Source organism: Curtobacterium sp. PvP017, from assembly GCF_054060195.1.
Genome location: NZ_JBSSCY010000011.1, coordinates 61997 through 75303, shown reverse-complemented (window position 1 = coordinate 75303; position 13307 = coordinate 61997). Strand labels below are relative to the sequence as shown.

Here is a 13307-nt window from a genome sequence, read left to right as displayed (position 1 = left end):
GGTGTGTTGTTCCAACCGCCCCCGCCCTTTGCCCCACCCTCTTTTCGGGTATTTGCGCCTCAAAAAAAACCTGGCCTCTACCCCCCCCCCCCCCCCGGGGGGGGGGGGGGCCCCCGCGCCCCCCCCGCCTCCCGTCCGTCGTCTTGGCGGCGATTCAGGCCGTGGCAGCCCCGAGCAGCAGCTCCAGCTGCTCGACGACCAGGTCGGGCCGCATGATGAACGGGTGGTGCCCGGTCGACACGTCGACGCTGCGCGTCGCCCGCGCCGCGTGCGCGCGCTGCAGCCCCACGGTGGTGCTGCGGTCCTCGGTGCAGACGAGGTAGGTCGAGTCGACGTCCTGCCACCCGGCTGCCGTCGTCGGCGTCACGAACGCCCCCGCTGTCTGAGCGGTCACCCGGTCCCAGGCGGCGCGTTGCGTGCTCGTGTCGGCGTCCTGCAGGAAGCGCGCACCGAAGGACGCGGCGTCGTACCCGGCGACTGCGAGGACTCCGTCACCGGCCGGGCCGATCGACACCGGATCGGGCTCGTCGGCCATGATGCCGGCCTGCGCGGAGCCGACATCGGGCAGGTACGAGGACACGTACAGCAGCTGTGCGACGGCGTCGTGGCGTCCGGCCTCGGCGATCACGGTGCCGCCGTAGGAGTGCCCGACGACGATCGCCCCGTCGCTGTCGTCGAGGGCGGCGCGCAGGGCGGCTGCGTCCTCGGCGAGCCCGCCCTCGGGGTGTCCCGCCGGTCCCTCGCCGCAGGAGGGCAGGGCGACCGCCCGACTGCGGATGCCGGTGCGGCTGTGCAGCAGGTCAGCGGTGGGCTGCCACCACCAGGCGCCGTCGCGGACGAGGGCGCCGTGGACGAAGAGGATCTCCATGCGTCGACGGTACGGCCGACCGGCCGGCGGCGCGCGGTCGGCCGAGAAGCGCATCGCGCTCGACGACTTCGGACGGAACCCCTACCGTGGAGGTACCGGATCGGTCATCAGGGACCCGTCGTCACGATGCTCCTCACAGATGTGGGGTCTGGCACAGCGGGTCGATCCGGACGAATCCGAGATGCGCATCATCTCGACGAAGGGCTGGTCATCATGACCGCCAGAATGCAGAACGACTGGCACCGCCACGGTCTCCGGTCGCCCGAGGACCTCGAAGCCCTCGTGGCCGAGCGCCTCGAAGGCACGGGCCACGCTTCCACTGCTACGGGCGACGCCCGGCGCGAGCCGTCCTACGCCGACTTCCTCGGCGAGCAGATCTGACCCGTCCGGTCCGCTGCTCTACGGCTTGTAGAGTCTGTGCATGCGGACAGGACGAACGACGGCAGCTTCCCTCGCGATCGTCATCGGTGGGTTGTTCGCGATCCTCGGGGTCCAGCCGGCATCGGCGCACTCGGCGCTGACGAGCAGCACGCCCGCTGACGGCGCGGTCGTCACCGAGCCGCTCGACCGGATCGATCTGACGTTCAGCGAGGCACCGCTCGCGGGTCTCGACGCTGGACTGCGGATCCAGGTGACCGACGCCGACGGCACCGACGTGTCGACGGGCGACGTGACCGTGTCCGGCATGACGATGGGCAAGGCCGTCGAGCTCGAGGACGGCGCGTACACGGTGCTCTGGCGGTACGTGTCGCCGGACGGGCACCCGATCGACGGCTCGTACGGGTTCGAGTACCGGGCCGCGGTCGCGACACCGTCCGCGACGACTCCGCCGACGTCGGAACCAGTGTCTCCGTCTCCGACGTCGACCGCGACGGCCACCGGGGCCTCGGACGGTGCCCCTGACTCCGCGCCCGGGATCGCGCCCGGCGTCTGGGTCGCGCTCGGCGCCGGCACGGTCCTCGCCGCTGGTGCCGTCGTCGTGCTCCTCCTGCGCCGCGGCGGCCGCGGCCGCGCGTAGCGCGCCCCGCTCACTTCGTGAGCAGAAATGGTCGGGTCGCCTTCCGGGACCCGACCATTTCTGCTCACCTTGTGCTGCGCCCGCGACCCGGACACGCACCGGATGGGAGGCCCGCCACCCGGCCGCCACGGGCCTCCCGTCCGACGCCGGCCGCGTTCACCCCCGCTTCGTGAGCAGAAGAGGTCGGGTCCTGGAACGGGACCCGACCTCTTCTGCTCACCATGCAAACGCGGCACGAGCGCGGCGGGCGCTACGCGGCGGGCGCCTCCGCGAGCGCGGCGTCCGCCCGCTCCTCGCTGCCGGCGGCCAGACCGCGGGCGATCTTCCCGCGTGATGCCAGCCACAGCACGAGGGCGGCCACGAACACGATGACCTCGGTGACGGTGAGCGCCCAGATGATCCCGGCGAGCCCGAACCACACGTTGCCGACGATCACGATCGGGATGAACAGCACACCCTGCGCCAGCGACAGCACCATCGCGGGCAGCACCATGCCGGTCGCCTGGAAGAGCGAGGTGAGCAGCCCCGTGAACCCGTTCACGATCGCGGCGACGAGCTGTGCCGTCAGGATCGTCAGGCCGATCGCGAGTACCGAGTGGTCACCGGAGAAGATCGTGAAGACCTGCTCGCGGAACGTGAACACCGCGCCGGAGAACACGAGGACGATCGCGCCGACCGTGACGGCGGCTCCGCGCAGGGCGGCCCGGAGCCGTGCGGCGTCGCCCTTGCCGAACGCGTAGGCGAGCAGCGGCAGGACACCGATCGTGACGCCCATCACCAGGAACTCCGGGACCTGCGCGATGCGGACCGCGACGCCCATGGCGGCGAGCGGGTCGTCGCCGTAGGCGGCGGCGAGGTTGTTGAGCACGAGTGTGGTGACGATCAGGAAGGCCGACTGCAGCAGTTCGCCGACGCCGATGCCGAAGACGGGCTTCAGGACGTCGGCACGGAGGGTGAACCACTTCGGGGCGAAGCTGACGTTCTCGCTGTTCCGCTGCAGCCAGGTCACCCAGTAGGCGATCGACACGACGTTCGCGAGCCCGACGGCCAGTGCGGCACCGCCGACACCCCAGTGCAGCACGAGGATGAAGAGCACGTCGAACACCAGGTTTCCGACGGTGGACAGGACCAGGCCGATCATCGCCTGGCGTGCAGCGCCCTCGGAGCGGACGATCTGCTCGAGCGCGAACGACGAGGCGAGCACCGGAACGAACGCGAGCATCACGGCGACGTACTCGCTCGTGGCGGGGACCGCAGCGGCGTCGGCGCCGAGCACGGCGACGAGCGGGCGCAGGAACACGAGCCCGACGACGGCCAGGACCGCGCCGGTGACGACGGCACCCCACAGCGCGAACGAGGCGACGTGCTTGATGTCCCGGGCCTTGGCGGGGTCGTGCTCCGAGGCACCGAGCAGGCGCGACATCAGGGCGCTGCCGCCGACACCGAACACGCCGCCGACGGCCATGACGATGCCGAGCAGCGGGGTGCCGAAGGTGATCGCGGCGAGGAGCGACGTGTCGTGCTGCGCGCCGATGAAGCCGGCGTTGATGACGTTGTACAGGGCGCTGACGACCATCGCGGCGGCCATCGGCACGCACAGGTGCACGAGGGCCCGGGCGATCGGGGCGGCGGAGAGGTACCAGCGGTTCGTGGCCGCGGCGGTGTTCTCGGGGGTCGTGGTGGTCATGACTGCCTCCTTCTGGGCAGGGCGGAGGGCGCGACGGGATGTCGTCGCGTGCGGGGGTGGGGCCGGGAGGCCCGTGGCGCGTCGAGCGCGCCGGTAACGTCGGTCCCGGGGCGGCGCTACCGCGTCGGGGACGTTGCCGGGTCGGGGACGTTGCCGGGTCGGGGCGCTACCGCGTCGGCGGTGCGAGCTCCGCGGTCACCTTCTGCAGCAGACGCTGCAGGGTGGCCCGTTCGTCGGGGTCGAGTGGTGCGAGCAGGGTGTCGTCGAGGGCGACCATCGCGTCGGTGAAGCCGGCGATGAGGTCGGTGCCCGCCGGGGTGGCGTGCACGGTCTTCGTCCGGCCGTTCGTGGCGTCGGGGCGTCGTTCGACGAGGCCACGGCGCTCGAGGCCCTGCAGGAGGCTCGAGACACTGGCCGCGCTGGTCCGGGTGATCTCGGCGATGTCGCGTTGGATCGCCCCGGGGTTCTGCTGCAGGTACCCGAGCACGAAGCTCTGCTCGCGGGTGAGGTCCCGATCGCGGACCCACTCGTCGGCCGCCTTGCGCTGTGCCCATCCGATCCACCGCATGAGTTCGAGCGGGGTGGTGAGGTCCGGTGCCTGCATGATCAGGACTCTAACTGTTTGATATCTAACTGTCAACGAGCGATCGTCCACCGTCCGACCCCGGAACGGGGGTATGGGCCGGGGGCACGCCCCTGGTAGCTTGCACAGGAAGGCGGCCTCACCACCCGTCGTCCTCGGTCCGGCACCGGACCGTTCGGGTCTCCCGACGCACCGCCGGGGGATGGATCAGCAGTGGCGGACCTCCGCCCGGGAAAGGGACCCATGACTCGCACTGCGCTCCGGGCGCGACGCCGCCGGCGTCCATGACCTCCGACGCGCGCCGGCGGGTACCGGCGTGCGTCTCCACGGGGCCGCGGCGTTCGGGTCGCCTCGGGCCCTCCGGTGCGGTGGCGGTTCGGGCCGCTGCCGCACCGGACATCCGCACCACCACGAGTCTGTGAGGACCACCGTGCACGATCACGACACCCACCCGCTCGACCGTCGGGTCGGCCCGCCGCACGTCGAGCGGTTCCGGCTGACGCAGACCGCCGAGACCCTCGGCGTCGTCTGCACCTGCGCGATCGGCGTCGACCACGATAACACGATCCGGCCGGTGGGCGCAGAACCCGTCCGCTGAACGCTGTGCACACCGGCCGGTGCAGCGGGATACTGGGGTGGTGCGTGAACTCCAAGCCGCCATCGCCGCGGACCTCAACGTCCAGCCGACCATCGAGCCGGAGCAGGAGATCGCCCGCCGTGTCGGGTTCCTCCGCGACTACCTGCTCACGACCGGCGCGAAGGGGTTCCTGCTCGCCATCAGCGGCGGCCAGGACTCCACGCTCGCCGGGCGCCTGACCCAGCTCGCCGTCGAGTCGCTCCGCGCCGAGGGGCACCCCGCCGAGTTCACGACCGTCCGCATGCCGTACCGCGTGCAGGCCGACGAGGAGGACGCCCAGCTCGCCCTGCAGTTCATCGCGGCCGACCCGGGCATCACCGTCAACATCGAGCACGGCGTCGACGGGGTCATGCAGGACACCGCTGCCTCCGGAGTCGAGCTGAGCGACTTCGTGAAGGGCAACGTCAAGGCCCGGATGCGCATGGTCGCCCAGTACGCCGTCGCCGGCCAGCGCGGGCTGCTCGTCGTCGGGACCGACCACGCGGCCGAGGCGGTGACCGGCTTCTTCACGAAGTACGGCGACGGCGGCGTCGACCTCACGCCGCTCACCGGCCTGTCGAAGAGCCAGGGGCGGCAGCTGCTCGAGCACCTCGGCGCCCCGGCCCGCCTGTACGAGAAGGCCCCCACCGCGGACCTGCTCGACGAGACGCCCGGCCAGACCGACGAGGCGAACCTCGGGCTGTCCTACGCCGAGATCGACGCCTACCTGCAGGGGCACGACGTGCCGCTCGAGGTCGCCGAGGCGATCGAGGCGCGCTACCGCGCGACCGAGCACAAGCGCCAGGTCCCGGCGACGCCCTTCGACGACTGGTGGCGTGCGGGCGCGTAGGCGCTGACGCGACAACGGACAGGAGGCGCGCTGCAGGTGATCCTGCAGCGCGCCTCCTGTCCGTCCGCGCGGTCTCCTAGGATGGGAGCCGACGGAACAACAGATGCGGAATCCAGGCTGGTACCTGGACCGGAGGGGGAGTCATGGAAGTCCTGTTCGCGCTCGGGGCCATCCCGCTGATCATCGTGGGGATCATCGTCCTCGCCGTGATCGCGCTGATCTACGCGAAGGTCGTGTACCGCAACGCCGGCGCCGACGAAGCACTCATCATCACCGGCAAGCGCTCGCGCAAGGTCAAGAACGACGACGGCACCGAGACCGTCGAGTCCGGCATCAAGGTCGTCCTCGGCGCCGGCGTCCTGGTCCGGCCGTTCTTCGAGAAGGTCGCGAAGCTCTCGCTCAGCTCGCGAGCGATCGACATCAACGTCAACGCGCAGGACTCCCGCGGCGTGACGATCGACGTCGAAGCGGTCGCGCTCGTCAAGGTCGGCGAGACCGACGCCTCGATCCGGGCGGCCGCGCAGCGGTTCCTCGGGCAGGAGAAGAAGATCGACGACTTCGCGCGCGAGGTCCTGTCGGGTTCGCTCCGTGCGTCGATCGGTGCGACCGACGTGTCCACGATCATCCGCAACCGCGACCAGCTCACCGTCGCGGTGCTCGACGTGGCGAAGGACGCCCTGCACAGCCAGGGCCTCGACGTCGACTCCTTCGAGATCAAGGGCATCTCGGACCGCAACGAGTACATCAGCGACCTCGGTCGTGCGGAGCGCGCCCGCGTCCGGCTCGAGGCGGAGAACGCCGAGGCGCAGGCCGACCGCGAAGCGCGAGAGGCCCGTGCCACCGCGGACCAGGCCATCGCCGAAGCCGAGAACACCCTGGCGATCCGTCGTGCCGCGCTGCAGCTCGACGCCGACCGTGCGTCGGCCGAGGCCGCAGCCGCCGGGCCGCTCGCTCAGGCCCGTGCGGCGCAGGGCGTCGTCGAGCAGGAGCAGATCACCGCGCAGAAGCGTGCGGAGCTGCGCCGTGCCGAGCTCGAGTCCGAGGTCTCCGCCGTCGCCGAAGCGCAGGCGCGGAAGACCCGTGTCGAGGCCGAAGCGGCCGCCGGCGCCCAGGTCGAGACCGCTCGTGCCCAGGCCGAGGCCCGTCGCATCTCGGCCGAGGCGATCGCCGCCGAGGCGAAGGCCGAGTCCGAGGCCCGCAAGCTGGCCGCCGACGCCTCCCGTGCCGAGGGTGAGGCAGCTGCCGACGCGATCCGTGCCAAGGGTCAGGCCGAGGCTGACGCCACGAAGGCCCAGGCCGACGCACTCGCACAGCACTCCGAGGCCGTCCTGCGCGTCAAGGCCATCGAGACGCTGCCGAGCATCGCCCGCGAGCTCGCGGCGCCGATGGGCAACATCGACAAGCTGACCGTGGTGTCCTCCGACGGCGCCGGCGCGCTGTCGAAGAGCGTCGTGAGCCAGTTCAGCGAGGTCGACGCCCTGCTCGGGACGACCGCCGGGTTCACCCTGAGCGACATCGTCAAGAGCGCGACGACGGGGCAGGCCGCAGCCCGGGCCGTGGTCCGCGAGCGGTCCACCGGCATCGTGGAGCCGACCGAGTAGTCGCAGCGGAACGCGCAGCGGGCGTGGCGAGGATCAGTCCTCGTCGCGCCCGTTCTCGTCGCGGCGCTCGCGCTGCTGTCCACCGGCGTCCTCGCGCTGGCCGCCGCTGCGCTCATCCGCGTCGCGCGGGTCCTCAGCGGCGGCGGCATCGCGCTGGTCGGCGAGCCGCTGCTGCCAGACGACGCTGCGGGCCGCGCCCTCGAGGACGTCGTCGACGCTACGTCCGGTCTGCGCCGCGAGCGCGCCACTGAGCCCCGCCGTCAGGGTCCCGCCGGCCGACGCCAGCCGCTCGACCACCTGCTCCTGGCGTGGGGTGAGGGGTTCGTCGATCATCTCGTCGATGGTGTCGCGGATGTTCTGTTCGCTCGCGTCCAATGCCGCCTCGTCACCGGAGTGCAGCGCTGCTGCTTCTCCGACGACGACGAGACCGAGGCGCGCTGCGTCGTCTTCGGGACGCGGAGTGCGGTGCTCATCAGTCATGCGGGGGACCGTACGCTCCGGGGTGCCGCGCTTGCTGGACAGTCGGGGTACCCGACGCCTGTTGCCCGTCGTCAGCGCGGCGCCGCGTCCCATCGGCGGAGCAACCACTCCGCGGCGGCGACCCCTTCGCGTCGTTGGAAGTCGCGGATGGTCGGCATGTTCGGCGGTGTCGGCGGCAGCGCGTGCTCGAAGAACAGTCCGGCGAGACCAGCGAGGACGGCGTCGACCGTCGCGGCGGGCAGGCCGGCGAACACCGGGTGGGTGGCGATGTGGTGCTCGACGTCGCTGTCCTCGCCGCGGACGAGGGTGTCGACCAGGTAGGTCAGCGGGTCGAGCCAGTGCGCGCCGATGCTCGCCCACGGCCAGTCCACGACCCAGACGACCCCGGAACCGTCGACGAGCAGGTTGTCGGCACGGCAGTCGGCGTGCACGAGGTGTTCGCCGTCGACGAGTGCCGCTGCTCGGTCGGCTGCTCGGGCGATCGCGGGTCCGGCGGTGAGGACGTGTGCCGGCACGACCTCGGCCACCCGGTCGGCCAGGGTCGGGTCGCCGAGCATCCGGTCCCAGGCGCTGAACTCGTGGCGCAGGTCGTCGGCGATCCGGGGGAGGGCACGGAGATCCCCGGTCGCCGGCGGCAGGGTGTCCAGCGCATCGAGCACCGCCGCGGTGTCCCTGCCGTCGAGCGCTGCCCCGGGGTGCTCGCCCTCGATGTCGTCGAGGACCAGGACGACCCACTCGTCGCCGTCCGCGGTGGCGTCGAAGGCGTCCAGCAGGCGCGGCGCCTGCACCGTCGACGGCAGCTGCGCCACCACACGGGCTTCCCGGCGGTGCAGGTCGAAGGCATCGGCGTTCCGCGATCGCGAGACCGTCTTGACGAACGCCCGCCGCCCCGTGGCCGTGACCACACGGTCGGCACTCCCCGGCGACCACCCGGCCGCCTGGGACTCGGTGGTGGTCACCGTTCCGCCGAGGGTCTGCTCCACCCGTTCGCGCAGGATCGCCGGCACGTCCGTCCACGCAGTTCGCCCCATGCCCGACGACGCTACCTGAGAAGCCGTTCACGAACGTGCACGGATGGCAAGTTTGCGTTGGCAGCAAACGTGCTTGTGATGTAAAGTTGCAGAGTCTGCAAGGTTGACTCCCGTTCGACGGCCAGCCGCGCACGCTCCGGCGTCCCTTGCTCCGCACGACGACCACCACGCACCCCTGAAGGACCCCCATGTCTACTGCCACCGCACCCGTCGAGGTGTCGCGCGGACGACACGACTCCCCGGCCAGCACGCCGGGCAAGCCGATCATGTCGCACCGTCAGATCCTGCTCGTCATCTACGGCCTCATGGCCGGCATGTTCCTGTCGTCGCTCGACCAGACGATCGTCGGCACCGCGATCCGCACCATCGGCGACGACCTGCACGGTCTCGACCAGCAGGCCTGGGTCACGACCGCCTACCTGATCGCGTCGACCATCACGACGCCGATCTACGGCAAGCTCTCCGACGTCTTCGGCCGCCGGCCCCTCTACATCTTCGGCATCGCGGTCTTCATCCTCGGCTCGCTGCTCTCGACGATGTCGACCTCGATGATCATGCTCGCCGCGTTCCGCGCCTTCCAGGGCATCGGTGCCGGTGCGCTGATGTCGCTGCCGCTCGCGATCATGGGGGACATCCTCGCCCCGCGTGAGCGTGCGAAGTACCAGGGGTACTTCCTCGCCGTGTTCGGCATCTCGTCCGTCATCGGCCCGCTCATCGGCGGCCTGTTCGCCGGCGCGAGCACGATCCTCGGCGTGACCGGCTGGCGCTGGGTCTTCCTGATCAACGTGCCGATCGGCGTCGCGGCGCTCCTGATGGTCATCGCCTTCCTGCACCTGCCGAAGTTCGGTGACGCCAAGGCGAAGCCGCGCATCGACTGGTGGGGTGCCACCTCGGTCATCGCGACCCTCGTCCCGCTCCTGCTCGTGGCCGAACAGGGCCGCACCTGGGGTTGGGGTTCGGCCGGCGCCATCGCCTGCTACGTGATCGGCGCGCTCGGACTCGTCGCCTTCCTGGTGATCGAGACCCTCATGAAGGACGACGCGATCATCCCGCTCAAGCTGTTCCGCTCGGGCACCTTCTCGATGGCCACGATCCTCGGCTTCCTGGTCGGCTTCGCGATGTTCGGCGCCATGCTGACGATCCCGCTGTACCTGCAGATCGTGACCGGCCTGACGCCCACCGAGTCCGGCTTCGCGACCCTGCCGATGATCGGCGGTCTGATGATCGCCTCGATCGCCTCGGGGCAGATCGTCGCCCGCACCGGTCGCTACCGGATCTTCCCGGTCATCGGCACGGCCCTGGTCTCGGTCGGCTACGTCGTCCTGACGTTCATGACGATCGACAAGCCGCTCTGGTTCCTGATGATCGGCATGTTCCTGATCGGCCTCGGCCTCGGACAGCTCATGCAGAGCATCACCCTGGCCTCGCAGAACTCCGTGCAGCCGCGTGACATGGGTGTGGCGACGTCGTCCGCCACGTTCTTCCGCCAGATCGGTGGAACGCTCGGTACGGCGGTCCTGCTCAGCGTCCTGTTCTCGATCATGCCGGCGAACATCCTGCACGCCACCGCGGACCAGAAGAACCTGTCCGGTGCGCTCGATGCCGCGCTGAACCCGACCGTCGCCACGGCGAAGGCGAACGCGGGCGTCATGGAGCAGATCTGGAACCCGATCGTCACCCCGGTGAAGTCGCAGGTGCAGTCCGGCCTCGACCAGGCCACGGCGCAGGTGACCACGGCCACGGCCGGCGCCCCGGAGGCCGTGCAGCAGCAGGCCCTGACCGCCGCAGCCGACAAGGCGCACGCCAGCGTGCAGGACGGCAAGCTCGTGGTCGACTGGTCGGACGCCTCGCAGCGCTCGTACTGGGTCGGTGAGCTCGCCCCCGAGCTGTCGAAGCAGATCGACGAGGGGGCCGGCGACGGCAGCAGCTCGAGCAGCGAGACGAGCGACACGTCCTACCTCAACGGCGCGACCCCGGCACTGACCAAGCCGTTCATGACCGGCTTCAACGCGTCGGCCGTGACGGTCTACTGGGTCGGCTTCGCCGTGATCCTGCTCGCGTTCGTCCTCAGCTGGTTCTTCAAGGCGCCGCCGCTCCGCAAGAGCTCGGCCCTGCAGGAGCAGGCCGACCAGGCCGGGACCGCTGACGACCTCGAGGTGCAGGCCGTGAAGGCTGCCGACACGATGGGGTCGCCCACGGCGCCCATCACCGGTTCGATCCCCGTCCAGCGGGACCGCGCGTAGGAGCGGCCACCGGGGCCTCCCGTCGCCAAACGGGAGGCCCCGACCCGCACCAGGAGCAGCAGTGAGCACGATCGAATCCCACCCGGCGGGTGACAGCGGCCTGCGGGAGCGCAAGAAACAGCAGACCCGGCACGCGATCCACCAGGCTGCGCTGGCACTGGTCATCGATCGCGGCCTGGCCGGTGTCACGGTCGAGGAGATCTGCGCCGACGCGGGGGTCTCGCCCCGCACCTTCTTCAACTACTTCCCGTCGAAGGGCGACGCGGCACTCGGGCTCCCCGACGGTTCGGTCCCCGAGGCTGCTCGGCAGGCGTTCCTGACGGCCGAGAGCCCGCTCGTGTCGGACCTGTGCGACCTCGTCGCCCGGACGGTGACGCTGCCCGCGGACCGCCGCCGCGTGAAGGAACTCGTGCAGGAGCGCCCGGAGATGGTGCCCGCGATGCTGCAGTGGATGGCGCGGGCCCGGCTCGCCGTGTTCGAGGTCGCCGCGGAGCGCACCGACGGCGACTCCGCGCGGACCGCGGTGACGCTCGTCATGGCGGCGCTCATCGAGTCGGCGCACCGCTTCGCCGACGGCTCGCGCGACGAGCTGGCGGACCGTCTCCGCGGCGTGGTGGCCGAGATGGGCCGGCTCGCCACCGCCTGAGACGCGACCACGGACGGGAGGCGCGGCGTGGGTCCGACCCGCACCGCGCCTCCCGTCCGTGGTCCGGGCGCCCCCGCCGAAGCGACAGATGCGCGTGCCCCGCTGTCGACGGTGCCGCGAGCGCGACAGATCCCCGCGAACAGTCGGCGGGGATCTGTCGCTTTCACGGATCGGCCACACGTGCCCAAGCCGCGCAGCCATCCGACGACTTCGCGCCGTTCGAGACCAGAACGTGACGAAGAGTTCTCTTGACGCCGGAGACATCCGATGTTTTGATTGCCTCGTCCGGTCGACGGAGACCGGACGGCAGGAGACACGAATGAGCCGCATCACCGGTCTGCACGTGCGCGACATCCGCTTCCCGACCTCTCGGGAGCACGACGGATCCGACGCCATGAACCCCGCACCCGACTACTCCGCCGCCTACGTCGAGATCACGACCGACGCCCTGGACGGCCTCGTCGGCACCGGCTTCGTCTTCACCATCGGCCGCGGCAACGAGGTGCAGGAAGCCGCGATCGCCGCCCTGCGCGGCCACGTGGTCGGTGCCGACGCCGAGGCGGTCCTGGCCGACATGGGCGGCACCTGGCGGGCGATGGTCCACGACTCGCAACTGCGCTGGCTCGGCCCGGAGAAGGGCGTCATGCACATGGCGATCGGCGCCGTCGTGAACGCGCTCTGGGACCTCCGGGCGAAGCGCGCCGGACAGCCCCTCTGGGCACTGCTCGCCGACCTGAGCCCCGAGGAGCTCGTCGACCTGGTCGACTTCCGGTACCTCACCGACGCGATCACGCCGACCGAGGCGCTCGAGCTGTTCCGGGCCGCCGAACCGCACCGTGCGACCCGTCGGGCTCGGCTCGAGCAGCAGGGCTACCAGGCGTACACGACCACCCCGGGCTGGCTCGGCTACGACGACGAGAAGCTCGCCCGGCTCTGCCGCGAGGCCGTCGACGAGGGCTTCGAGCAGATCAAGCTCAAGGTCGGCGGCGACGTCGACGAGGACGTCCGCCGGATGGGCATCGCCCGCGCCACGGTCGGCCCCGACGTCCGCATCGCGATCGACGCCAACCAGCGGTGGGACGTTGACGAAGCCGTCACCTGGATCGAGCGGCTCCGCTCGTTCGACATCGCCTGGGTCGAGGAGCCGACGAGCCCCGACGACATCCTGGCGCACGCCGAGATCGCCCGGCGCATCGCCCCGATCCCCGTCGCGACCGGTGAGCACATGGCCAACCGGGTGATCGCGAAGCAGCTCATCCAGGCGGGATCGATGTCGGTGCTGCAGATCGACGCCACCCGCGTCGCCGGGGTCAACGAGAACCTCGCGATCCTACTCCTCGCCGCGAAGCACGGCGTCCGGGTCTGCCCGCACGCCGGCGGGGTCGGCCTGTGCGAGGCGGTGCAGCACCTGTCGATGTTCGACGCCGTCGCGCTGACCGGCGACCTCGAAACCCGCTGCATCGAGTTCGTCGACCACCTGCACGAGCACTTCGTGACCCCGGTGGACGTCCACGACGGTCGCTACTGGCCGCCGACCGCCCCCGGAGCCGGCACCGAGATGCTCGCCGACTCCCTCGACGCCTACGCCTTCCCGGACGGCCCGGCCTGGGCCGTGGTCGACACCGAGACGGTCCCCGACGCGGTCCGCGTCGCCTGAGTCGGCACGCAAGCACGCCAGCAACCC

General features: G+C 71.0%; 13 protein-coding genes. 8 read left to right on the top strand and 5 right to left on the bottom strand.

Annotated elements, in window-relative coordinates; genetic code table 11:
• Window positions 1-154 precede the first annotated feature (154 nt).
• A complete protein-coding gene (locus ACVKXF_RS16920) occupies window positions 155-868 on the bottom strand; it encodes an alpha/beta hydrolase (protein ID WP_456796418.1) in 714 nt (237 codons plus the stop codon).
• 213 nt (window positions 869-1081) lie between these two features.
• Here ACVKXF_RS16920 and ACVKXF_RS16915 point away from each other — a divergent pair, with 213 nt between their 5' ends.
• On the top strand, window positions 1082-1249 hold the full coding sequence (locus ACVKXF_RS16915) for a hypothetical protein (RefSeq protein WP_185021300.1): 168 nt from the start codon (window positions 1082-1084) through the stop codon (window positions 1247-1249).
• Window positions 1250-1289: 40 nt separating this feature from the next.
• The gene (locus tag ACVKXF_RS16910) at window positions 1290-1886 is read left to right on the top strand and encodes a copper resistance CopC family protein (protein ID WP_456796417.1); all 597 of its coding nucleotides are present in this window, start codon (window positions 1290-1292) and stop codon (window positions 1884-1886) included.
• Between the two features lie 250 nt (window positions 1887-2136).
• Here ACVKXF_RS16910 and ACVKXF_RS16905 read toward each other — a convergent pair whose 3' ends face one another.
• Window positions 2137-3573 (bottom strand): MATE family efflux transporter, encoded by a 1437-nt coding sequence (locus ACVKXF_RS16905; protein ID WP_456796416.1) that lies wholly within the window; start codon window positions 3571-3573, stop codon window positions 2137-2139.
• 166 nt (window positions 3574-3739) lie between these two features.
• Window positions 3740-4177, bottom strand: a complete 438-nt coding sequence (locus ACVKXF_RS16900; RefSeq protein WP_123312049.1) for a MarR family winged helix-turn-helix transcriptional regulator — start codon at window positions 4175-4177, stop codon at window positions 3740-3742.
• A gap of 409 nt (window positions 4178-4586) precedes the next feature.
• Here ACVKXF_RS16900 and ACVKXF_RS16895 point away from each other — a divergent pair, with 409 nt between their 5' ends.
• The 3 genes from ACVKXF_RS16895 to ACVKXF_RS16885 all read left to right on the top strand — a co-directional run bounded on the left by ACVKXF_RS16895 (window position 4587) and on the right by ACVKXF_RS16885 (window position 7223).
• Entirely contained in the window at window positions 4587-4754 is a 168-nt protein-coding gene (locus ACVKXF_RS16895; RefSeq protein ID WP_185021301.1) for a hypothetical protein, read from the top strand.
• 40 nt (window positions 4755-4794) lie between these two features.
• Window positions 4795-5622 (top strand): ammonia-dependent NAD(+) synthetase, encoded by an 828-nt coding sequence (gene nadE / locus ACVKXF_RS16890; RefSeq protein WP_340195574.1) that lies wholly within the window; start codon window positions 4795-4797, stop codon window positions 5620-5622.
• A 143-nt stretch (window positions 5623-5765) separates the two neighbouring features.
• The gene (locus ACVKXF_RS16885) at window positions 5766-7223 is read left to right on the top strand and encodes a flotillin family protein (RefSeq protein ID WP_456796415.1); all 1458 of its coding nucleotides are present in this window, start codon (window positions 5766-5768) and stop codon (window positions 7221-7223) included.
• Window positions 7224-7256: 33 nt separating this feature from the next.
• Here ACVKXF_RS16885 and ACVKXF_RS16880 read toward each other — a convergent pair whose 3' ends face one another.
• Window positions 7257-7703, bottom strand: coding sequence for a hypothetical protein (locus ACVKXF_RS16880; RefSeq protein ID WP_456796414.1), 447 nt, complete (start codon window positions 7701-7703; stop codon window positions 7257-7259).
• A 71-nt stretch (window positions 7704-7774) separates the two neighbouring features.
• Entirely contained in the window at window positions 7775-8734 is a 960-nt protein-coding gene (locus ACVKXF_RS16875) for a phosphotransferase (RefSeq protein ID WP_456796413.1), read from the bottom strand.
• A 188-nt stretch (window positions 8735-8922) separates the two neighbouring features.
• Here ACVKXF_RS16875 and ACVKXF_RS16870 point away from each other — a divergent pair, with 188 nt between their 5' ends.
• The 3 genes from ACVKXF_RS16870 (at window position 8923) to ACVKXF_RS16860 (ending at window position 13280) form a co-directional block, all read left to right on the top strand.
• Window positions 8923-10977 (top strand): MDR family MFS transporter, encoded by a 2055-nt coding sequence (locus tag ACVKXF_RS16870; protein WP_456796412.1) that lies wholly within the window; start codon window positions 8923-8925, stop codon window positions 10975-10977.
• A 61-nt stretch (window positions 10978-11038) separates the two neighbouring features.
• On the top strand, window positions 11039-11623 hold the full coding sequence (locus ACVKXF_RS16865; protein WP_456796411.1) for a TetR/AcrR family transcriptional regulator: 585 nt from the start codon (window positions 11039-11041) through the stop codon (window positions 11621-11623).
• Window positions 11624-11942: 319 nt separating this feature from the next.
• Window positions 11943-13280 carry an enolase C-terminal domain-like protein gene (locus tag ACVKXF_RS16860; protein WP_456796410.1) on the top strand — a complete coding sequence of 446 codons (1338 nt, stop codon included), beginning with the start codon at window positions 11943-11945 and terminating at the stop codon, window positions 13278-13280.
• Window positions 13281-13307: the final 27 nt, after the last annotated feature.

Coding starts and splice junctions, on each gene's coding strand:
- ACVKXF_RS16920 (WP_456796418.1), bottom strand. CDS start 868: ATGGAGATCCTCTTCGTCCACGGCGCCCTCGTCCGCGACGGCGCCTGG.
- ACVKXF_RS16915 (WP_185021300.1), top strand. CDS start 1,082: ATGACCGCCAGAATGCAGAACGACTGGCACCGCCACGGTCTCCGGTCG.
- ACVKXF_RS16910 (WP_456796417.1), top strand. CDS start 1,290: ATGCGGACAGGACGAACGACGGCAGCTTCCCTCGCGATCGTCATCGGT.
- ACVKXF_RS16905 (WP_456796416.1), bottom strand. CDS start 3,573: ATGACCACCACGACCCCCGAGAACACCGCCGCGGCCACGAACCGCTGG.
- ACVKXF_RS16900 (WP_123312049.1), bottom strand. CDS start 4,177: ATGCAGGCACCGGACCTCACCACCCCGCTCGAACTCATGCGGTGGATC.
- ACVKXF_RS16885 (WP_456796415.1), top strand. CDS start 5,766: ATGGAAGTCCTGTTCGCGCTCGGGGCCATCCCGCTGATCATCGTGGGG.
- ACVKXF_RS16880 (WP_456796414.1), bottom strand. CDS start 7,703: ATGACTGATGAGCACCGCACTCCGCGTCCCGAAGACGACGCAGCGCGC.
- ACVKXF_RS16875 (WP_456796413.1), bottom strand. CDS start 8,734: ATGGGGCGAACTGCGTGGACGGACGTGCCGGCGATCCTGCGCGAACGG.
- ACVKXF_RS16870 (WP_456796412.1), top strand. CDS start 8,923: ATGTCTACTGCCACCGCACCCGTCGAGGTGTCGCGCGGACGACACGAC.
- ACVKXF_RS16860 (WP_456796410.1), top strand. CDS start 11,943: ATGAGCCGCATCACCGGTCTGCACGTGCGCGACATCCGCTTCCCGACC.